The organism is Nocardioides sp. (assembly GCF_031397825.1).
GTDB lineage: Bacteria > Actinomycetota > Actinomycetes > Propionibacteriales > Nocardioidaceae > Nocardioides.
Genome location: NZ_JANNML010000095.1, coordinates 11,972 through 32,409 on the forward strand (window position 1 = coordinate 11,972; position 20,438 = coordinate 32,409).

Annotated in this window: 21 protein-coding genes; 13 read left to right on the top strand and 8 right to left on the bottom strand. The window is 71.5% G+C overall.

Features of this window, described 5'->3' with window-relative positions; translation table 11 throughout:
- Positions 1-28: 28 nt before the first annotated feature.
- Positions 29-1,135 (top strand): ring-opening amidohydrolase, encoded by a 1,107-nt coding sequence (locus RMN98_RS08470; protein WP_309648376.1) that lies wholly within the window; start codon positions 29-31, stop codon positions 1,133-1,135.
- A gap of 57 nt (positions 1,136-1,192) precedes the next feature.
- Here the strand turns inward: RMN98_RS08470 and RMN98_RS08475 are convergent, their stop codons facing one another.
- The 4 genes from RMN98_RS08475 to RMN98_RS08490 all read right to left on the bottom strand — a co-directional run bounded on the left by RMN98_RS08475 (position 1,193) and on the right by RMN98_RS08490 (position 6,164).
- Positions 1,193-2,605 (bottom strand): NAD(P)/FAD-dependent oxidoreductase, encoded by a 1,413-nt coding sequence (locus RMN98_RS08475; RefSeq protein WP_309648377.1) that lies wholly within the window; start codon positions 2,603-2,605, stop codon positions 1,193-1,195.
- 4 nt (positions 2,606-2,609) lie between these two features.
- Positions 2,610-4,382, bottom strand: coding sequence for a DUF3556 domain-containing protein (locus tag RMN98_RS08480; RefSeq protein WP_309648378.1), 1,773 nt, complete (start codon positions 4,380-4,382; stop codon positions 2,610-2,612).
- Positions 4,383-4,519: 137 nt separating this feature from the next.
- The gene (locus RMN98_RS08485; RefSeq protein WP_309648379.1) at positions 4,520-5,578 is read right to left on the bottom strand and encodes a PP2C family protein-serine/threonine phosphatase; all 1,059 of its coding nucleotides are present in this window, start codon (positions 5,576-5,578) and stop codon (positions 4,520-4,522) included.
- A gap of 94 nt (positions 5,579-5,672) precedes the next feature.
- Positions 5,673-6,164: a DUF2231 domain-containing protein gene (locus RMN98_RS08490; protein WP_309648380.1), complete on the bottom strand. Its 492-nt coding sequence runs from the start codon at positions 6,162-6,164 to the stop codon at positions 5,673-5,675.
- Positions 6,165-6,305: 141 nt separating this feature from the next.
- Between RMN98_RS08490 and RMN98_RS08495 the strand changes: the two genes are divergently transcribed.
- Positions 6,306-7,280, top strand: a complete 975-nt coding sequence (locus tag RMN98_RS08495) for an SDR family NAD(P)-dependent oxidoreductase (RefSeq protein WP_309648381.1) — start codon at positions 6,306-6,308, stop codon at positions 7,278-7,280.
- Positions 7,281-7,293: 13 nt separating this feature from the next.
- Here the strand turns inward: RMN98_RS08495 and RMN98_RS08500 are convergent, their stop codons facing one another.
- Positions 7,294-7,443: a hypothetical protein gene (locus RMN98_RS08500; protein ID WP_309648382.1), complete on the bottom strand. Its 150-nt coding sequence runs from the start codon at positions 7,441-7,443 to the stop codon at positions 7,294-7,296.
- Positions 7,444-7,538: 95 nt separating this feature from the next.
- Between RMN98_RS08500 and RMN98_RS08505 the strand changes: the two genes are divergently transcribed.
- From RMN98_RS08505 to RMN98_RS08525, 5 genes are read left to right on the top strand one after another with little or no spacing between them, the layout of a single operon-like run.
- Positions 7,539-8,162: a nitroreductase family protein gene (locus RMN98_RS08505; RefSeq protein WP_309648383.1), complete on the top strand. Its 624-nt coding sequence runs from the start codon at positions 7,539-7,541 to the stop codon at positions 8,160-8,162.
- A gap of 28 nt (positions 8,163-8,190) precedes the next feature.
- A complete protein-coding gene (locus tag RMN98_RS08510) occupies positions 8,191-8,865 on the top strand; it encodes a hypothetical protein (RefSeq protein WP_309648384.1) in 675 nt (224 codons plus the stop codon).
- A gap of 41 nt (positions 8,866-8,906) precedes the next feature.
- Positions 8,907-9,389 (top strand): glutathione peroxidase, encoded by a 483-nt coding sequence (locus RMN98_RS08515; protein ID WP_309648385.1) that lies wholly within the window; start codon positions 8,907-8,909, stop codon positions 9,387-9,389.
- A gap of 2 nt (positions 9,390-9,391) precedes the next feature.
- Positions 9,392-9,868 (top strand): SRPBCC family protein, encoded by a 477-nt coding sequence (locus tag RMN98_RS08520; protein ID WP_309648386.1) that lies wholly within the window; start codon positions 9,392-9,394, stop codon positions 9,866-9,868.
- A 33-nt stretch (positions 9,869-9,901) separates the two neighbouring features.
- Positions 9,902-10,327 (top strand): VOC family protein, encoded by a 426-nt coding sequence (locus RMN98_RS08525; RefSeq protein ID WP_309648387.1) that lies wholly within the window; start codon positions 9,902-9,904, stop codon positions 10,325-10,327.
- A gap of 270 nt (positions 10,328-10,597) precedes the next feature.
- On the opposite strand, the gene RMN98_RS08530 is transcribed toward RMN98_RS08525, so the two are convergent.
- Together RMN98_RS08530 and RMN98_RS08535 are read right to left on the bottom strand one after the other, a co-directional pair.
- Positions 10,598-12,922 carry an MMPL family transporter gene (locus tag RMN98_RS08530; protein ID WP_309648388.1) on the bottom strand — a complete coding sequence of 775 codons (2,325 nt, stop codon included), beginning with the start codon at positions 12,920-12,922 and terminating at the stop codon, positions 10,598-10,600.
- A gap of 53 nt (positions 12,923-12,975) precedes the next feature.
- On the bottom strand, positions 12,976-13,563 hold the full coding sequence (locus RMN98_RS08535; RefSeq protein WP_309648389.1) for a TetR family transcriptional regulator: 588 nt from the start codon (positions 13,561-13,563) through the stop codon (positions 12,976-12,978).
- A gap of 200 nt (positions 13,564-13,763) precedes the next feature.
- Between RMN98_RS08535 and RMN98_RS08540 the strand changes: the two genes are divergently transcribed.
- Positions 13,764-15,110: an NAD-dependent malic enzyme gene (locus RMN98_RS08540; RefSeq protein WP_309648396.1), complete on the top strand. Its 1,347-nt coding sequence runs from the start codon at positions 13,764-13,766 to the stop codon at positions 15,108-15,110.
- Here the strand turns inward: RMN98_RS08540 and RMN98_RS08545 are convergent.
- Positions 15,101-15,904 carry a hypothetical protein gene (locus tag RMN98_RS08545; RefSeq protein WP_309648390.1) on the bottom strand — a complete coding sequence of 268 codons (804 nt, stop codon included), beginning with the start codon at positions 15,902-15,904 and terminating at the stop codon, positions 15,101-15,103. The genes RMN98_RS08540 and RMN98_RS08545 overlap by 10 nt on opposite strands.
- Before the next feature lie 187 nt (positions 15,905-16,091).
- On the opposite strand from RMN98_RS08545, the gene RMN98_RS08550 reads away from it, so the two are divergent.
- From RMN98_RS08550 to RMN98_RS08570, 5 genes are all read left to right on the top strand, one after another.
- The gene (locus tag RMN98_RS08550) at positions 16,092-16,472 is read left to right on the top strand and encodes a hypothetical protein (RefSeq protein ID WP_309648391.1); all 381 of its coding nucleotides are present in this window, start codon (positions 16,092-16,094) and stop codon (positions 16,470-16,472) included.
- Positions 16,473-16,577: 105 nt separating this feature from the next.
- The gene (locus RMN98_RS08555; protein ID WP_309648392.1) at positions 16,578-18,053 is read left to right on the top strand and encodes a fatty acid desaturase; all 1,476 of its coding nucleotides are present in this window, start codon (positions 16,578-16,580) and stop codon (positions 18,051-18,053) included.
- Positions 18,050-18,253, top strand: a complete 204-nt coding sequence (locus tag RMN98_RS08560) for a ferredoxin (protein ID WP_309648393.1) — start codon at positions 18,050-18,052, stop codon at positions 18,251-18,253. Before RMN98_RS08555 ends, RMN98_RS08560 begins: the two co-directional genes overlap by 4 nt.
- A gap of 17 nt (positions 18,254-18,270) precedes the next feature.
- Complete coding sequence (locus tag RMN98_RS08565) at positions 18,271-18,843, top strand: TetR family transcriptional regulator (RefSeq protein WP_309648394.1); 573 nt, start codon at positions 18,271-18,273, stop codon at positions 18,841-18,843.
- 78 nt (positions 18,844-18,921) lie between these two features.
- Complete coding sequence (locus RMN98_RS08570; protein ID WP_309648395.1) at positions 18,922-20,319, top strand: MFS transporter; 1,398 nt, start codon at positions 18,922-18,924, stop codon at positions 20,317-20,319.
- Positions 20,320-20,438: the final 119 nt, after the last annotated feature.

The following is a 20,438-nucleotide window of genomic DNA, read 5'->3' on the forward strand; positions in this document are numbered from 1 at the left end:
CGAGAACCATCACAGGAAGGAAGCGGACGTGCCCGCAGCCATCGAAGTTCGCAAGGTCCCGATCCACTCCGTCGCCGACGCCAGCGAGCTGGCCAAGCTCCTCGACGAGGGGGTCATGGAGGCCGACCGCGTCATCGCCATCATCGGCAAGACCGAGGGCAACGGCGGGGTCAACGACTACACCCGGATCATCGCCGACCGTGCCTTCCGTGAGGTCATCGCCACCAAGGGCACCCGCTCCGTCGAGGAGGTCCGCGAGATCCCTATCGTGTGGTCCGGCGGCACCGACGGCGTCATCAGCCCGCACGCCACGATCTTCGCGACCCTGCCCGACGACGCGGTCGAGAAGACCGATGAGCCGCGCCTCACGGTCGGCTTCGCGATGAGCGAGCAGCTGCTGCCCGAGGAGATCGGGCGCACCCCGATGATCGAGAAGGTCGCCGCTGCGGTCAAGATCGCCATGGAGCGTGCCGGCATCACCGACCCGGCCGACGTCCACTACGTGCAGACCAAGACCCCGCTGCTGACCATCCACACCATCCGCGACGCCAAGTCGCGCGGCAAGAAGGTGTGGACCGAGCACACGCACGAGTCGATGGACCTCTCCAACGGCGTCACCGCACTCGGCATCGCCGTCGCGCTGGGCGAGATCGAGATGCCCACCGACGCCGACGTCATGCACAACCGCGAGCTCTTCTCCGCGGTCGCCTCCTGCTCCTCCGGGGTCGAGCTCGACCAGGCCCAGGTCGTCGTGGTCGGCAACGCCCGCGGGGTCGGCGGTCGCTACCGCATCGGCCACTCGGTCATGAAGGACGCGCTCGACCAGGACGGCATCTGGGCTGCCATCAAGGACGCCGGGCTCGACCTGCCCGAGCGCCCCCGCACCTCCGACCTCGAGGGTCGCCTGGTCAACGTGTTCCTCAAGTGCGAGGCCAGCCAGGACGGCGAGGTCCGGGGTCGCCGCAACGCGATGCTCGATGACTCCGACGTCCACTGGCACCGCCAGATCAAGGCCGCCGTCGGTGGCGTCACCGCCGCCGTCACCGGCGACCCGGCGGTCTTCGTCTCGGTCTCCGCGGCCCACCAGGGCCCCGAGGGTGGCGGCCCCGTCGCCGCGATCGTCGACCTGGGCTGACCCTCCGCGCGACGCCGACTCGGCGTCCTGGCGGCAACATTGCGCCGACTCGGCAGTTCAGCGCAGGTGCTGGAGCGCGGAGGCGGCCGCGTTGGCGCCCCCCATCCCGTGCACGCCCGCGCCGGGCGGGGTGGCGGCGGAGCAGATGAAGACACCGGGGATGCCGGTGGCGTAGGGGTCGAGGGCGAGCCGGGGGCGGAAGAGCACCTGACGCTCGTCGTTGGCGCCGGTGACGATGTCGCCGCCGACGTAGTTGGGGTTGTAGTCCTCCCACGCCGAGGTCGTGGTGGTCACCTGCGCGACGATCCGGTCGCGTACGCCGGGGGCGAACCGCTCGATCTGGGCGATGATCGCCTCGGACGCGTCGCCGTCGTAGCCGGTGGGAACGTGGGCGTAGGCCCACACGGGGTGCAGGTCGCCGACGGAGCGGGTGGGGTCGGCGACGTACTGCTGGCTGAGCAGGACGTAGGGACGCGCCGGCATCCGGCCGCGCTGGATGTCGACCTCAGCCTCGGCGATCTCCTCGAAGCGGCCGCCGAGGTGCACGGTGCCGGCGCGACGGGCGTGCTCGTTGGTCCACGGGATCCCGCCCTGCACGGCGAGGTCGAGCTTGAACGCCCCGGGCCCGTGGCGGTAGCGCTCGTAGGCGCGTCGCACGCGCCGTGGCAACCGGTCGCCCGCCACCTCGACGACCCCGGCGGGCGCGAGGTCGAGGATCACGACGTCGGTCGGCGGGAGGTCGTCGAGCGAGCGCACCCGCACCCCCGTCTCGATGCGGCCGCCGTGCTCGACCACGATCGCCGCCAGTGCGTCGGTGATCCTGGCGGACCCGCCCTCGGGCACCGGCCACCCGAAACGGTGACCGACCGCGAGCAGCATGGTGCCGATGGCCGACGAGGTGGGTCGGTGCAGCGGGAAGAACGCGTGGGCGGCCGCGCCGGCGTAGAGTGCGCGGGCCTCGTCGGTCTTCCAGCGCCGCGCGACGGTCGAGGCCGGCAGCAGCGCGCGCAGCCCGAAGCGCGCGAGGTGCACGGGGTGGTGCGGCACGTGCAGGATCGGGCCCATCAGGTCCTCGGCGAGGTCGTCGAAGGCGTCGGCGATCGGGCCGAAGAGGCGGGCCCACGCGTCGCCGTCGGCCCCGAGCAGCGCCCGGGTCTCCTCGAGGTCCTGCACCATCACGCCGGCCCGGCCGCCGTCGAGGGGGTGGGCGAGGTCGACGTCGGGATAGCGCCAGGTGACGCCGTACGACGTGAGGTCGGCGCCGCGCATGAACGGCGAGGCGACGCCCATCGGGTGCACCGCGGAGCAGTGGTCGTGCAGGAGCCCGGGGACGGTCAGCTCGCTGGTGCGCGTGCCGCCGCCGATCGTGTCGTGGGCCTCGAGGACGGTGACCCCGACGCCCGCCTTGGCCAGCGTGACGGCCGCGGCGAGCCCGTTGGGGCCGGAGCCGACGACGATCGCGGTGGGCACGTGGTCAGACCTCCGGGGTCAGGGTGCGAGGAGCGGGTGCGGTCACGGTGGGGGTGACGACGTCGTGGACCGGGATCCCGCCGGCCCAGGGCTGCCTGTCGAGCATGTCAGAGACGTGCACGAAGCCCCGCTCGAGCTCGCCGGTGGCGGCGTCGACGAGGCGGTACTCCTGGCGGGGGTCCCAGAACCGCTGCGACTCCAGCGCGATCAGCCGGACCTCGCCGGGCTCCCAGGCGCAGCGCTCCTGGAGCGCCTCGAGGAGCTGCTCGTGGTGCAGGTGCCCGTCCCCGAAGTTCCACCCCAGGGTGATGCCGGCGACGAACTCGCCGTCGTGGGGGGCGTAGGCGGTCTCGTGGTCAGGTCCGCACGCACGCGGGATCAGCCCGAAGAGGGCCCGCCCGTGGGTGTGCATCGCGCGGAAGGCGTAGCCCTTGTGGACCAGCAGGGACGCGGTCTCGGCGCCGTACAACGTCTCGAGCTGGGCGGCCGGCAGCCGGGCGCCCTTGGCGACCGAGGCGTCGAGCTTGGCGATCGCCGACGGGGTGAAGCACCACAGCGACGTCGCCCAGTTGCCGGCGTAGTAGCGCATCGCGGGGAGGAAGGAGAACTGGTGCGGGAAGAGGTTGCCGAGCACCACGACGGCCGCCGCGGCGGCGATGACGAGCAGCACCAGGGGGTTGCCGAGCTCGCCGATGCCCACCGAGGCGTTCTCGACGAAGAGGAAGCCGATGCCGAAGATCATGAAGACGTTCCACTCCAGCGGCACGCCCATGGGCAGCGACGTGAGGATCTGGAGGTGGAAGCAGACCATCACGACCGCGGCGACGGCCGTGACCGGGCCGCCGTCGGAGAGCAGCAGGACCAGCGGCACGACGTACTCCACGACCGTGCCGCCGTGGGCGAGGTTGGCGGAGAGCCGGGAGGGCCGGATGTCGTCAGGGAAGTCGCGGTGGAAGCGGCGCTTGACGGTCTTCGACCTCAGCACCGGGCTGTTGCTCATCATCACCGAGACGACGTGCGGGAAGTGCTGGTTGAGCTTGGAGGTCGCCGCGCCCCACCAGATCAGCACCATCATCAGCTTGAGCCCGACCAGCATGTCGGTCGTGTCGCCGCCGGTGCCGGCGGTGAAGAGGAAGAAGACCGCGAGCGTCGCGTAGACCTCCGAGCGCGCCGCCAGGAAGATCGTCTTGTCGCGCAGCCCGACCAGCACCAGCAGGCCGAGGAGCGGCAGGAACAGGAGCGGATCGATCACCCCGACGCTCCCGGGCCGACCCCCCTGTCCGGGCGCGAGCAGCAGCTGGACGGCGGCGAGCAGCAGCGCGCCGTAGAGGACGACGTCGAGCCAGCTGCGGTGCGTCCCGCGCGTGAGGGGTACGACGGACGGCCAGGGTGGGAGCCGGACGGTGCCGGGCCGCAGCCAGTGCAGGAAGGCACCGATCGGCGGCAGGAAGCGCAGCGTCAGAGGGCCGAAGCCGCACCCGAAGCCGAGCACCTCGAAGAGCAGCGTGAAGACGACGACCTTCTGGAAGAAGATCGGCTCGGTCCACCAGTCGGCGATGTCGCCCAGGTCGCCGATGCCGGGGGTGAGGGCCGTGAGCGCGGCGGCACCGAAGCAGTAGAGGGCGATCTTGACGACGTAGAGCACGAGCACGGCGTCGGGTGCGGAGAACCCGGCCTGGGCCCAGTCCTGGACCATCGGCCGCATCCGCTCCATGCGCGAGCCGCGGGCCCACGCCTCCCGGTCGAGGTCCGGCAGGTTGGGCGAGATGAACCCCATGGCACACGCTCCTGTGACGGGCGGACGTCGATGTCCGCCCGAGCAACCTAGCGGGCGACATAACGGCTGTCATGGGATGTGACGGGTCGCCGATCGCTGTCGGATCGCCGACGGGTCGCTGTCGGGTCGCTGTCGGCTCAGGAGGTGGGCCGGTTCTGGTGCTCGATGAGCACGAGCGCGAGGTCGTCGCCGATCTCGGCGTTGGCGTGGCGCAGGAGCGCCGCGACCAGCTCGTCGAGCGCCTCGTCGAGCGATCCGCGTGCCAGCCCGTCGGCCACGTCGTCGAGGGGGAAGAAGAGTCCCCGGTGGCCCCGGGCCTCGCTGAGCCCGTCGGTGTGCAGCAGCAGCCGTCCGTCGACCGGCCAGTCGTGCACGGCCAGCAGTGGATTGGCCCCCAGGCCGAGCGGCACGGTGGCGTCCGCCGGCTCGAGCACCGTGGTCGTGGCGTCGGTGACCAGTACGGGCGCGGGGTGCCCGCAGTTGGCGAGCGTGAGCCGGTCGGGCCCGAACTCCGCGATCACGGCCGTCACGAAGTCCTCGTCGGAGAGCAACCGGCGGATCGTCGCGTCGAGGGTGCGGGCGACCGCAGCCAGGTCGGGCTCGTCACCGGCGGTGTGCCGGAAGGCCGAGAGCACGGCCGCGGCGACCTGGACGGCCTCGATGCCCTTGCCCTTGACGTCGCCGACGATCACTCGCACCCCCCACGGCGTCGGCACCACCTCGTAGAGGTCGCCGCCGACGAGTGCCTCGCTGGTCGCCGAGACGTAGCGCGACGCCATCGCCAGCCCGCCGATCGAGCTCGGCAGCGAGCTGAGCAGCGCCTGCTGGGCCGTCGCGGCGATGATCGTCATGCGCCGCAGCCGGTCCTCGCGCTTGTCGCGCACGTGGGCGGAGACCACGGCGAGCACGCCGAGGCCGGAGCCGAGGGACGCCCGCAGGATCCACTCCATCTCGCCGGCGTCGCTGCGCACGTAGCCCATCGCGAAGGCGAGGAGCACGCCCACGGCAGCGACACCCGTCGTACGACGGGCATCGGTCAGCATCGAGGCGACGATCGCACTGGCCGTGTAGGTCGCGGTCAGGAGCACGTCGGCCAGCAGGTCGCCGCCGACGAGCAGCGCGAGCACGCCGAAGCCCGCCAGGAGCCCCGGGTCGGTGGCCAACGGGGCCGGCCGACCTGATGCGTGCGGGGGCATGCGCGCAGCATCTCAGCCGGAGTCGGCCGCCGACTCGCGAATGCCGCAAGCGGGGCCCGAGGCGACCCGTCGCGGTCGAGGGTCGAGGGTCGGCCTACTCGCCTGCGGAGGAGGAGGCGGCGTCCCCCCAGGCGGCCCTCGCGCCGGAGTCGCCCACGCGGTAGACCTGCACGGTGGTCGCGAGACCGGCCACCACGGCCAGCACGGCGACGACAGTGAGCACGGTGCTCGTGGACGTGGTGGCGCTCGCGTCGGCGGCGACCGCCTTGTCCTGCCGGCGCTGGAGGTAGACCAGCGCCGCCGAGAAGATCACCAGGGCGAGGCCGAACCACACCAGGCTCTCGCCGAGGTCGGCGTGCTCGCCGGGGTCACCGACGCGCTTCTCGAGCTCCTCGCCGCTGGACGTGGCGACCGGGCACAGGATCGTGGCGACCAGCGCGGAGCCGACCACGAGCGGCCCGTAGGTCACCCGCCACCGGGGCCGGACGGCGATGGCGATGGTGCCGAGCATGGCCAGGGGGAGGAGGACGACGACGGCGTGCACGACGAGCGGGTGCACGGGGATGCCGTTGATGAGATCGAACATGGGGTCCTCACGGGGAGTGGGGGTGACCGGAGCAGTCTGCTGCCGAGAACCTGCACGCAACCTGACCACGCTCGGTCCGGCCCCACCAGGGGCGATGGTCCCGTCGGTGGGTGTTTCGACCGGCGCCCTACTGTCGGGGTCATGAGCCCGACCGCCTTCCTCGACGCCGCCCTGGACCGCTCGCTCGTCCTGGGCTACACCAAGATCGGCTCCGGCCTGCGCAAGCGCTGGTGGCCCGCCGACCCGGCGCCCGGCTCGATGCACGGAAAGCGCGTCGTGGTGACCGGCGCGACCTCCGGCATCGGCGAGGCCATGGCTCGATCCTTCCTCGACCTCGGCGCGACGGTGCACCTGCTGGGCCGCAACCCCGAGAAGGTGTCGCGCTATGCCGCGGAGCTGCGCCGCGACGTGCCGACGGCCGACCTCGTCGAGGAGGTGTGCGACATCGGTGACCTCGAAGCCGTGCGCGCCTGGTGCGCCGACCTGACCGGCCGTGTCGACGCCCTCCACGGCATCGTCCACAACGCCGGCACCATGACCCAGCGGCGCGAGGAGAGCCCCCAGGGCCACGAGCTCACCCTGGCCGCCCACGTCCTCGGCCCGCACCTGATGACCGAGCTGTTGCTCCCGCTCCTCGGTGCCGCCGAGGGCTCGTCGGTGGTCTTCATGTCCTCGGGTGGGATGTACGGCGCCGGCCTGCGCTCGGAGCCCGACGAGATCGAGTTCCGCGAGGCGGCGTACGACGGTGTGCAGGGCTATGCGCGCACCAAGCGGATGCAGGTGGTCCTGGCCGACGCGTGGTCGCACCGTCTGCGCGGCGGCACGATCCGGGTCGAGAGCATGCACCCGGGCTGGGTCGCCACCCCGGGGGTGACCGAGAGCCTGCCCACCTTCAACAAGGTGATGGGGCCCCTGCTGCGCACCGCCGAGGACGGCGCCGACACAGCGGTCTGGCTGGTCGCCACGCGGCCGGACTCGGCCGGCAGCCGCCACTTCTGGCACGACCGTGTCCTGCGCCCGACCACCTTCGGCTGGCAGCGCGACCAGGACCCCGACGCGCTCGCCGCGTTCCTCGCCTACGTCGTCGATGCGACGGGCACCACCGCGGCCTGGTGAGCCGTCGGGGCGTTCAGGCCGGGAGCCTGGAGCCGTGACCGTCCTGGCTCGACTCCTCGCCCGGATCGTCGGGACCATGCAGCACTCGACCCACGACGACGGCCAGCGGCAGCGCGAGCGCGCACCAGGCGACCAGGCCCAGGAGGGCCACCAGGGGGATCATCTCGACATGGTGCCCAGCGGACCTTGGAAGGACCTTGGGGCCGGAGGCGTGCCGGGTAGCGCTGGTCCCCTGTGCCGACCGGCGATACTGACGCCATGGACCACGCACCCATGCCGGGAGCCGAGCACCTGGCCGAGCCGCTGCGCTCGCGGTGGAGCCCCAGCATCTTCGACGACCAGCACCGGCTCACCCACGAGCAGATCGGCACGCTGCTGCACGCCGCGCAGTGGGCACCGAGCTCGGGCAACAGCCAGCCCTGGGCCTTCGTGGTGGCCGAACGCGGCAGTGCGAGCCACGACGTCCTCGTCGCCCACCTCAGCCGCGGCAACGCCGGGTGGGTGCCGCGCGCGTCGCTCGTCCTGGTCACCGCCACGCAGGTCGCGCCCGACGAGGACGGCAACGGCGGGCGCAGCGAGGCGCTGGCCCACTACGACCTCGGTCAGGCGGCTGCCCACGTCACCCTCCAGGCGCGGGCGATGGACCTGCACGCCCACCAGTTCGGGGGCTTCGACCAGGCGGCGGTGGCCGAAGGACTCGGGGTGCCCGCCCACTTCCGCGTCATGAGCGGCATCGCGATCGGTGCTCGCGGCAACCCCGAGGACGTGCCCGAGCGAGACCAGGAGCGCGAGCAGCGCCCGCGCAGCCGCCGTCCCCTCGCCGAGATCGTCCACGGCACCGCCTGGGGTGAGCCGTGGCCGCCCCCGGGCGAGGTCCTGTGACGTTGGGTGAGGGATGGGTGAGGCTGCCATGAGGAGCCGTCGCAAGGCGCTGCTGCTGATCGCCCTGCTCGTCCTGCTGGTCAACCTGCCGCTCGCGCACTCCACCTGGACCAGGAGCCGCGTCGAGCGCTCCGGGACCGACGTGACCGCCTCGGTCACCGACACCCGTGAGGTGACCTCCGACGACGAGACCGGCTACCTCGTGGAGTTCCGCCTGCCCGCCGACATCGACCCCGAGCAGACGCTCTGGACCGCGCGCATCGACGCGCCCACGCACGACCAGGCCGTCGAGACCGGGCAGCTCGACGTCCGGGTGCTGCCCGACCAGCCGTCGGCGTACGTCGTCGAGGGCCAGGTCTCCGGTCGGATCGGGCTGTGGATCACCCTGGCCGCCGACCTGTTCCTGCTGGTCATGGGCTTCCTGCTGCTCCGCTCTCGCGGCCGTTCGGCGCCCACCCTCGAGCTGGTGGCGACCGAGGACCTGGTGCGCTGCAAGCCCGGGTCCACGCTCGAGCGGATCGACGCGCTGACCCTACGTCGTGGAGGGCGAGGTGCTCGAGATCGGCGACGCCCTCGTCGTGCTCGACCTCGGCGACCGGCACGTGCGGGTGCACCTCGACGGGCACGTCAACCCGGCCGGCCACCAGCAGCCGGTGCGTGCCACCGGCCGCATGGTGGGGTGAGTGGGGTGAGTGGTGGGTGAGACCCGGGCCGGGACTTGGCGCGGCCAGGGACACTAGGTCCATGAGCTCTCTCCACACCTTCAGCGCGACGAGCATCGACGGCCAGGACGTCGACCTCTCCGCCTACGCCGGCCAGGTCGTCCTCGTGGTCAACACCGCGTCGCAGTGCGGCTTCACGCCCCAGTACAAGGGGCTCCAGGAGCTCCACGACGCCTACAACACCCAGGGCTTCGCCGTCCTCGGCTTCCCCTGCGACCAGTTCGGTGGCCAGGAGCCGGGCGAGGACGCCGAGATCGCCGGCTTCTGCGAGCGCAACTTCGGCGTGACGTTCCCGCTCTTCAGCAAGGTCGAGGTCAACGGCGACGGCGCCCACCCGCTCTACCAGTGGATGCGCTCCGAGAAGGGCGGCCTGCTCGGCAGCAAGATCAAGTGGAACTTCACCAAGTACCTCGTCGGCAAGGACGGCCAGGTCATCAGCCGCTACTCGCCGACCACCAAGCCCGAGAAGATCAAGGGCGACGTCGAGAAGGCCCTGAAGGCCTGAGGATGGCGACCTTCTCCGCAGGCACGAAGGCCGAGGCCCTCGTCCCCTACGACCGCCAGCAGATCTGGGACGTGCTCGTCGACCCCGACCTCGTGGCCCGCTTCACGCCCTTCGTCAAGAGGATCGTCGAGGACGGCGAGCACTGGCGCTGGTCGATGAGCGGCCTCGAGGTGCTCGGTGTGGGCTTCGCCCCGGTCTTCACCGAGCGGATGATCCTCACCGACCTCGAGCGCATCGAGTTCAAGCACGACCCGGCCGACGGCGAGAAGGAGCGCGCCGGCGTCAACGGGTGGTACGAGCTGAGCGAGGCCGAGGGTGGGACGCAGCTCGTGACCAGCCTCGACATCTGCGCCAGCCTGCCGCTGCCACGGCTCTCCTCACCCGCGGTCACCACCGCGATGAAGGGCGTCATGGCGACCATGGGCGACCGCTTCTCCAAGAACCTCCTCGACCACCTGTCGAAGCAGCCCAGGACGTAGCACCATGGGGAGCCCCGCCACCCGGAGGCTCCGATGCGCCTGAGCACCACGGTCCCTGCCCTGCCGGTCACCGACGTGGGCCGAGCGGTCGCGTTCTACGCCGACCGGCTCGGGTTCGTCGCCCGCCACCAGGACGCCGGCTTCGCGGTCGTCGTACGAGACGCAGCGGAGCTGCACCTGTGGGTGGCGGGCGACACCGGGTGGCGCCTGCGCGACCCGGCGGACCTGGCCGACTGCCCCGTCCGCACCGGTGCCGAGGACTTCATCGCCGGTACCGCCAGCTGCCGGATCGAGGTCGACGAGGTCGACACCCTCCACGACGAGCTGGCGCTCGCCGTCGTGCTGCACCCGACCGACGGCGGCTCGGCGCAGGACACGGGCTGGGGCACCCGTGAGTTCGCGGCACTCGACCTCGACGGCAACCTGCTGACGTTCTTCGCGCGGGCCGTCGTGCCCTGAGGTGAGCCGGAGCGGGCGTGCGCGGTGTCGCGCCCCGCGGTGTGGCGCCCCCCGCGGGTCGTGTGCCGCAGAGAGCGCTCGAGCGCTGCCTCCGGCACACGACTCGGGCGGCCAGCGTGCGCGGTGTCGCGCCCCCGCAGGTCGTGTGCCGCAGCGAGCGCTTGAGCGCTGCCTCCGGCACACGACTCCACGCCGGAGGCCCACCACCCCGTCGTACGACGCAGGGCCCCCGGCAGGTGCGCCAGGGGCCCTTCGTCGTGCTGACCTGGGTCAGACCTTGACCGAGCTGTCCTGGTCGAGGTCCTCGAGCTCGTCCTCCAGCGACCGACCGGTGAGGTGCGGACGCGGTAGCTTCTCGCCCTCGACGTCGACGTTGGGCAGGATCTTGTCGAGCCAGGCGGGAAGCCACCAGGCCTTCTCGCCCATGAGGTACATCAGCGCCGGGATCAGCGTCATCCGCACGATGAAGGCGTCGAAGAAGACGGCCACGGCGAGGGCGAAGCCCATCGACTTGATGATCGGCTCGTCGATCAGGATGAAGGCCGCGAAGACCGAGATCATGATGACGCCGGCCGCGGCGACGACTCTCGCGGAGTTGCGGAAGCCGTCGACCACGGCCTCGCGGGTCGACATGCCGTGCACGTGGGCCTCGCGCATCCGGGTCACCAGGAACACCTGGTAGTCCATGGCCAGGCCGAACACCAGGCCGATCAGGAAGATCGGCATGAAGCTGACGATCGGCTGACCCTCGACGATCCCGAACAGCCCTTCCTGGAAGACCGCGACGGTCGCGCCGAGCGTCGCCAGGACCGAGAGCAGGAAGCCCAGCGTGGCGGTGAGCGGCACCAGGATCGAGCGGAAGACGATCATCAGCAGGATGAAGGCCAGGCCCACGACGACCGCGAGGTAGAGCGGCAGGGCGCTGCTCAGACGCTCGGAGACGTCGGTGGTGATCGCGGTCAGGCCGGTCACGCCGATCGTCGTGCCGGTCTCGTCCTCGATGCCCGCCTGGCCGTCGCGCAGGTCGGTCAGGAGGTTCTCGGTGGCGGTGTCCTCCGGGCCGGTGGCCGGCGTGACGAGGAGCTGCGCGCCGGAGCCGTCCTCGTTGGTGCCCGCGACCTGGGCGTTGGCGACACCGTCCTGGGCCGACGCCCAGGCAGCCACCTCGCCGAACGCGGCGCCGCGGTCGGCCTCGGGGAGGTCGCGGGCGTCGACGACCAGCAGCATCGGGGCGTCGCGGCCGGGACCGAAGGCCTCGGCCACCAGGTCGGATGCCTGGCGCTGGGTGGTGTCGGTCGACGCGGTGCTGTCGCTGGGGAAGGCCAGGTGCAGGCTCTGCAGCGGCAGCGCGAGGGCGCCGAGGCCGAGGACCGTGACGACCACGAAGGCCACCGGGGCCTTGGCGATCGTGCGCGCCCAGCGGACACCGTTGTTGAGGATCAGGCCGTTGCTCTCACGGGTGGGGCGGTAGTGCCGCACCCGGCCGCCGAACGCCTTCGACTTGGTCATGCCGAGGATGGCGGGCAGCAGCGTGAGGGCGACCAGGACGGCGACCAGGACGGTCGCAGCGGCGGCGACACCCATGCTCGCGAGGAACGGGATGCCGACCAGCAGCAGCGCCGTGAGGGCGATGATCACGGTGAGGCCGGCGAAGACGACGGCCGACCCGGCCGTGCCGACGGCGATGCCGACCGCTTCCTCGCGGTCGTCGGTGTGCTGGAGCTCGCTGCGGTAGCGGGCGAGGATGAACAGGGCGTAGTCGATGCCGACCGCGAGACCGATCATCGTCGCGAGCATCGGGGTGGTGGAGCCGATGTCGGTGAAGGCCGTCATCGCGGTGATGCCGGTGATGCCGAGGCCGACACCGACCATGGCGGTGATGATCGGCAGGCCGGCGGCGATGAGCGAGCCGAAGGTCAGGATCAGCACGATCAGCGCGACGCCGATGCCGATCAGCTCGGACGTGCCGCCGATCTCGGCCATGCCGGTGGTGCCGGAGCCGTTGGCCTCGACGGTGAGACCGTCACCGCTGGCGTCGTCCATGACCTCCATCAGGGCCTCGATGGTGGCGGGCTCCACGTCGGCGACGGTGTCGACGTCGAAGTCCCAGGTGATGGTCCCGACCCGACCGTCCTCGCTCAGGGGCGAGATGGCCTCGGCGTTGGCCTGCGCCGCCTCGACGGAGCCTCCGGACTCCGTGGCCGCCTGCACGATCTGCTCGCGCTGCGACTCGGCGAGCCGCACCGGGTTGGCCAGCGGCGTCTCCGGCATCTGCGGGAGCGCGGCCAGCGCGGTGATCAGGTCGTCGACCTGGGCGGCGTACGACGGCTCGGCCAGCGTGGCGCCCTCGGGGGCGGCTACGACCACCTTGACCGTGGCCTGGTCGAAGGCGTCGACGGCGCCGGGGAAGAGCTCGGCCTGGAGGTCGGCGGCCTTCTCCGACGGGATGCCCGGGATCGAGAACGAGTCGGTCATCGGCTTGGACATGGTCGCGGCGAACGCGCCGACGCTGACCATGGCGACGATCCACGCCGCGAGGAAGAGGGGCCAGCGGCGGTAGGCCGTCTTGCCGAGTCGGTGGAGCAGGGTGGCCATCGGGGTCTCCTGGGATGAGGAAGGTGAGCGGAGGAAGAGGTGGGGTGGAGCGGTCAGGCGAGGAGCTCGCGCGCGGCGCGCAGGCTGTCGTCGTAGAGGTCGGCCAGCGAGCGCTCGGGCTCGTGCTCCGAGCCGGGGAGGCAGCCGTCGAAGAGCGCCACGAGCAGCCGGATCAGCAGCCGGGCCCGGTCGGCGCCGAAGTCCTGGCCCTCGCGGGCGAGGATCACGTCGACGAACTCGGCCGTGATCTCCTCGAAGCGGGCGTGGGCGGCCATGATCAGGCGAGGCTCGCCGGTGATGACCTGACGCCCGAGGGCCATCTGGTCACGGGTGATGTCCTTGCCGTCGAGGACGACACGGACCAGCACCCCGAGATCGTCGATGAGGTGGCCGTGGGGGCCGCCGGCGTGGAACGTCGCCATCACCGACGGCGGGATCTCCGGCGGGCTGCCGAGCACGGCGTCGAGCTTGCTCGGGAAGTAGTTGAACAGGGTGCGGCGCGACACCTCGGCGGCGTCGGCGAGGTCCTCCATGGTGAAGCCGTCGAGCCCGTGCTCGTCGGTGAGGCGCAGCGCGCACAGGGCGATCCGGTGCTCGGTCTCCTGCCGGCGTCGTTCACGGGTCGATGCACTTTTGCTCATGGAGTGCATTCTTGCACTCTATTGGTGAAAGTGCACAATTGTGACGGCGGTCACGGCCGGCCTGATTGTCGATGCGGGCGGCCGTTGTGGTCGTTGTGGTCGGAGCCTGCGCCCTTGTGACTTGCCCGTAACCCCGGGGGAGGGACAAGGTGGCGAGCGTGTCAAGACACTCCGCCACCACGTCGTCGTACTCGATCACCATGCGCCTGCACACCGCGCCCGACCACGGCGTCGTGGGACAGGTCGCCACGGCGATCGCCACCGCGGGTGGCATCGTCACCGCCATCGACGTCGCGGAGTCGACCAGCGTGCGCCTGGTCCTCGACGTCACCTGCTCCGCGGGCGATGCCGAGCACGCCAAGGAGCTCGAGGTCGCGGTCGACCAGGTCGCCGGCGTCGAGGTCTACAAGGTCAGCGACCGCACCTTCCTGCTCCACCTCGGCGGCAAGATCTCGGTCAAGAGCAAGGTGCCCCTGCGCAACCGTGACGACCTCTCGATGGCCTACACCCCCGGCGTGGGCCGGGTCAGCATGGCGATCGCCGAGCACCCCGAGGACGTGTGGCGCCTGACCTCCAAGGGCAACACGGTCGCGGTCGTCACCGACGGCTCCGCCGTGCTGGGCCTCGGCAACATCGGCCCCGGCGCCGCGCTGCCGGTCATGGAGGGCAAGGCCGCGCTCTTCAAGCGGTTCGCCGACATCGACGCCTGGCCGATCTGTCTCGACACCCAGGACACCGACGAGATCGTGCGTGCGGTGGAGATGATCGCCCCCGGCTTCGGCGGCATCAACCTCGAGGACATCGCGGCGCCCCGGTGCTTCGAGATCGAGCGCCGGTTGCGCGAGAGCCTCGACATCCCGGTCTTCCACGACGACCAGCACGGCACCGCGATCGTCGTCCTGGCGGCGCTCACCAACGCGCTGCGCGTGGTCAAGAAGGACCTTGCCGCCGCTCGCGTCGTCGTGTCCGGAGCCGGCGCCGCCGGCTCGGCCATCGTCACGCTGCTGCTGGCGGCGGGCGTCACCGACGTGGTGGTCTTCGACCGTGAGGGCTGCCTGGTACCGGACCTGCCGGGCCTGTCGCCGGCCAAGAAGCAGCTCGCCGAGGCGACCAACCCCCGCCTGGTCACCGGAGACCTGCGCGCCGGCCTGGCTGGCGCCGACGTCTTCATCGGGGTGAGCGCCCCCGGCGTGCTCCAGGCCGAGTGGATCCAGGACATGGCACCCGAGGCGGTCGTCTTCGCGCTGGCCAACCCCGACCCGGAGGTCGACCCCGCCGAGGCCGACAAGTACGCCGCGGTCGTGGCCAGCGGCCGCTCCGACTACCCCAACCAGATCAACAACGTGCTGGCGTTCCCCGGGGTCTTCCGCGGACTGCTCGACGCCCGCGCCTCCGAGATCACCGTGGAGATGCTGCTGCGTGCGGCCGAGGCCATCGCCCTGGTCGTCAAGGACGAGGAGCTCAACTCCAGCTTCATCATCCCCAGCGTCTTCCACCCCGACGTGCCCAAGGCGGTCGCGGCGGCGATCCGGGGCGATCAGCGATAGCTGATCGAGGCCACCCCACGGAACCTGACGACCGTCGCCAGCGCGTCCTCGCGCAGCACGCGGTCCTCGGCGCGGACCTCCACGGCGTAGGGCAGGTCGACGTACATCGACGTGACGACGAAGCCCGTCGGGCCGTCCTGGCCGTCGAGCTCGCGGCGCCACTCGAAGCGCACCGGGGTGCCGTTGTCGGCCTCCACGGTGAGCCGCTCCGCGTCGCCGTACTCGCGCTGGATGAACGCACGAGCCGGCTTGACGCCGGTCAGCTCGCTGTAGGTGATGACGACAGGGGCACCGCCGACCTCGACGGTGCACTCCCACATCGTGGGGCGCGTGAAGGCGGGGTTGGCGAGCAGCACGTCACGGCACTCGTCCTCGTCCGGCTGGAAGGACGGGAACACCCAGCGGAGGCCGGCGACCCCCTCGGGGAGCCCGCAGTCCTGCGGCTCGGTGCTGCTCTCACCGTCCCAGCAGCGGACGGTCGCGGCCTCGGGCTCGGGGCCGGGCACCTGCTCCCAGAGCATCCGGGCGCCGATCCCGCCCGAGACCACGAGGGCGCCGACGAGGGGCAGCAGGACCAGCGGCGTGCGGAAGTGCGCGACGGCACGCATGGCGCGGGTGAAGCCGGAGGGGCCCGTGGTAGCGGTGGCCGTCAGCGCCCCCGGCTCGAGGCCCGCGGGCGGGCCGGCGTCCGCTGCGGCTCCGACGGCAGCGCCGCAGTTGGTGCAGAACCGCCCGGTCACGGACGGCGCGCCACAGCGTGCGCAGGCGGGCCCCATGCCCTGCGGCTGTGTCATCGTGCACCCCTCGACGCGTCGTTCGTGGCGTCATTGTGACGCCCCGTCACAGCGGGTGCCAGTGGTGGGCGCCGATGACGAGGGATGATCCGAGAGCGGTGACCTTTGGCCCTGGGCGCGAGCCAAATCTAGACCAGTACCCACATGCCCCTGGATGTATACATCTCGTCGGCGCAGAATATCGAGCATGTCCTACGGAGTGCTGAGCTCGAAGAGCGGCCACCTCATGGTCGAGACGACGGGTGGCGCCGGTGGCAGCGGCACGGACACGGCCCTCGATCGCTTTCAGGCGTCCTTCGGAGCCGCGTGGGTGCCGGGTCGACTCACGCTGACGGGCCTGCACGTCAACTACGTGGCCTCTCGCACGGGACAGGGCCTGGCGATGGTGGACCTGAACCTGCGCGACGTCACGGGCGTCGAGCTGAGCGGTGGCCGGGGAGTGTCGAAGACGATCGGGCTGAGGACCGCCCGGCACGTGGTCCACTTCCGCTGCTTCGGCGCCCCGGCCGTCGCGCAACAGATGGCCGGTGCGCTGGACCGCCTGCGCAAGAAGCAACGGAGCGGATGAGCCCGCAGGCGGGCGGGAGCACTCCGACAAACTTTACAAACGTCAACCCCTTGTCAACCTCGTTTACAAACGCTACCTTCCTGTAAACCAGCAAGGAGGCTGACGATGAACATCCCTACCGAGAGCGTCGCCAACAGCACCGTCCCGTCCGGCTCGAGCGACCAGTGGACCGACAAGAAGCGCTACCTGTGGCTGATCGGGCTCGTCGTGCCCTCGCTCGCCTTCCTGGCCTACGGCGCGTGGCTCGCGACCGGGGTGGGTGCGTTCTTCTGGATCGGCCCCGTGGTGATCCTCGTGATCGTTCCCGCGATCGACCTGTTCTCCGGCCTCGACCGCTCCAACCCGCCCGACGAGGCCATCGAGGCCCTCGAGGCGGACAGGTACTACCGCTGGGTCACCTACCTCTTCCTGCCGATCCAGTACGTCGGGTTCCTCGGCGCGATGTACCTCATCGCCCGCGGTGACCCGCTCGGCATCGGCGGCGACCTGACCACCTGGGACAAGGTCGGCCTGGCGCTGTCGATCGGCTGCATCGGCGGGATCGGCATCAACACCGCCCACGAGCTCGGCCACAAGCGCGAGGCCAACGAGCGCTGGCTCTCCAAGATCGCCTTGGCCCAGAGCTTCTACGGCCACTTCTACATCGAGCACAACCGCGGCCACCACGTGCGCGTCGCCACCCCCGAGGACCCCGCCTCCTCCCGCATGGGCGAGAGCTTCTACGCCTTCTGGCCCCGCACTGTCGCCGGCTCCCTCAAGAGCGCGTGGCACGTGGAGAAGAAGCGCTACGCCCGTCGTGACCAGCACCCGTTCCGCATCGGCAACGACGTGCTCAACGCCTGGCTGATGTCGGCCGTCCTGTTCGGCGGCGTCGTCGCCTGGCTGGGTCTCGAGGTCGTCCCCTACCTGCTGCTCCAGGCCGTCATCGGCTTCTCGCTGCTCGAGGTCGTCAACTACATGGAGCACTACGGCATGCTGCGCCAGAAGGTGGGCAAGCCCGGCAAGGAGCGCTACGAGCGCGTCGACCCGTCGCACTCGTGGAACTCCAACAACATCGCCACCAACGTGCTGCTCTACCACCTGCAGCGCCACAGCGACCACCACGCCAACCCGACCCGTCGCTACCAGACCCTGCGCGACTTCGAGGAGTCACCGGTCCTGCCGACCGGCTACGCCGGGATGATCACGCTCGCGCTCTTCCCGCCGCTCTACCGCCGCGTGATGGACCCTCGGGTGCTCGCGCACTTCGACGGCGACCTGACCCGGGCCAACCTGCAGCCCCGCAAGCGGGACAAGATCCTCGCGAAGTACCCGCCACCGGTGAAGCAGACCGCCGAGGAGATCGCGGCCGAGCAGGCCTCGGTCGACGCGGCGGCTGCTGCGGCGCTGGTGCCCGATGAGGTGATGGCCGCCCGCTGCCCCGGCTGCGGCCACACCTACGAGGTCGAGGTCGGCAACGAGCTCGAGGGATTCGCTGCCGGCACCGCCTGGTCGGAGATCCCCGACGACTGGTGCTGCCCCGACTGTGGCGTCCGCGAGAAGGTCGACTTCGTGCCCCTGACCTCGGTGGAGTCGGCGTGAAGATCGAGGTCGACCGCGGCAGGTGCGAGGGCCTCGGCATGTGCGAGGCGATGGCCCACGACTACTTCGAGGTCACGGAGACACCGGAGGGCGACGAGGTCATGACCGTGCTCGACGACTCGCCGCCGGAGTCCGACCGGGCCCAGGTCTTCGCCGCCGTACAGGCCTGCCCCGTCCTGGCGCTGACGCTCAGGGACTGATGACTACCCTGTCGGACGTGAGCCTGCCGCCCGTCGAGACCATGCGTGAGCGCGTGGTCGACGCGGCCGTCGGGCTCACGTCCGAGATGGGCTGGTCGCACGTCACGATGGCCAAGCTGGCCGATGCTGTGGGGGTCAGCCGGCAGACGGTCTACAACGAGATCGGCACCAAGGCCGGCCTTGCGGAGGCGATGATCCTGCGCGAGCTCGACCGCTTCATGGGCGTGGTCAGCGTGGCCTTCGACGCCCACCCCGACGACCTGGTGGGGGCCATCCAGGGCGCCTCCCAGACCGTCCTCGAGCTCGCCCACGGCAACCCCCTGCTGCACGCGGTCGTGTCGGCGACACACGGTGCCGACACCGAGCTCCTCCCGCTCCTCACCACCCACGCCGACTCGCTGCTGGTGGTGGCCAAGGGGGTCATCGCCGAGCGGATCGCCCCCTATGGCCTCGACCTCGGCCCCGCCCGGCTCGACGCAGCGATCGACATGGTCGTCCGGGTGGTGCTGAGCCACGTGATGCAGCCCAGCGGCTCGCCCGAGGACACCGCACGCGACATCGCCTGGATCGCCGAGCGCGTCCTGCGCTGAGCCGAGTCGGCGCAATGTTGCAACCGGTGCAACATCGCGCCGACTCGGCACGGCGGGGCGACCCCTAGAGTCAGCCGCGTGAGCGATGCGGGTGCCGGCGTCGTACGGCTCGGGACGCCGACCGGACGGGCCGTGATCGCGGCCGCGGCCCTCGGCTCCGGCATGACCATGCTCGACGGCACGGTGGTCAACGTCGCGCTGCGCAGCATCGGGGAGGACCTCGACGCCAGCCTGGCGGAGCTGCAGTGGATCACCAACGGCTACCTGCTGTCGCTGGCCAGCCTGATCCTGCTGGGCGGCTCGTTGGGCGACCGCTTCGGTCGGCGCCGGGTCTTCGTCGTCGGCACCGTCTGGTTCGCCGGTGCCTCGCTGCTGTGCGGGCTCGCGACCACGCCCGAGGTGCTGATCCTGGCCCGGGTCCTCCAGGGCGTCGGCGGCGCGATGTTGACGCCCGGGAGCCTGGCGATGATCCAGGGCGCCTTCGCCCACGACGACCGGGCGCGCGCGATCGGGGCGTGGTCGGGCCTGGGCGGGATCGCCGCCGCGCTCGGCCCGTTCGTCGGCGGGGTGCTCATCGACCAGGCCTCGTGGCGCTGGATCTTCCTGGTGAACGCTCCTCTGGCCCTGGTGACCGTCGTCGTCGCGCAGCGCGCGGTGCCCGAGACGCGCGATCCGCACGCGTCGGCCCACCTCGACGTGACGGGGGCGCTGCTGGCGACCGCGGCGCTCGGCGGCACGACGTACGCCCTGATCCAGTGGGGCGGCGCCCTGGCGCCGTACGCCGGCGGGCTGGCGGTCCTCGCGGGTGCGGCGTTCGTGCTGGTCGAGCGGCGTGAGCGCGAGCCGATGCTCGACCTGGGCATCTTCGCCGACCGGACCTTCGCTGCGGCCAACGCCATGACCCTGCTCGTCTATGCCGCACTCGGCGCGATCCTCTTCTTCCTGACGCTGCAGCTGCAGACCGTCGGCGGCTACGGAGCGCTGGCCGCCGGCACGGCCACGTTGCCGATGACGCTGTGCCTGCTCCTGCTGGCCGCCCGCGGCGGTGCGCTCGGCGCCCGGCTCGGCCCGCGGCTGCCGCTCACCGTCGGCCCGGTCGCGATGGCCGTCGGCACGCTGCTCCTGCTGCGCATCGGTGCTGACGTCGTCTACTGGCGCGACGTGCTGCCGGGGATCACGGTCTTCGGCCTCGGGCTGGTGCTGCTCGTCGCCCCGCTGACGGCCACCGTCCTCGCCGCGGCCCCCGACGAGCACGCCGGCATCGCGAGCGGCGTCAACAACGCCGTCTCCCGCGCCGGCTCCCTGCTCGCGGTCGCCGCCCTGCCGGTGGCCGTGGGCCTCGGCGGGGAGCAGTACGCCGACCCGGTCGCCCTCGACGCCGCCTACTCCTCCGCGTTGCTGGTCTGCGCGGGGCTGCTGGTCGCCGGCGGGGCGCTGTCGTGGCTGACGATCCGCAACCCGCCGGTCCTGCGCTGACCTGCCGAGTCGGGGGGGGGGGGGGGGGGGGGGGCCGACGGGCGCAAGCGGAGAAGGGGGGGGGGGGGGGGGGGGGGGGGGGGGGGGGGGGGGGGGGGGGGGGGGGGGGGGGGGGGGGG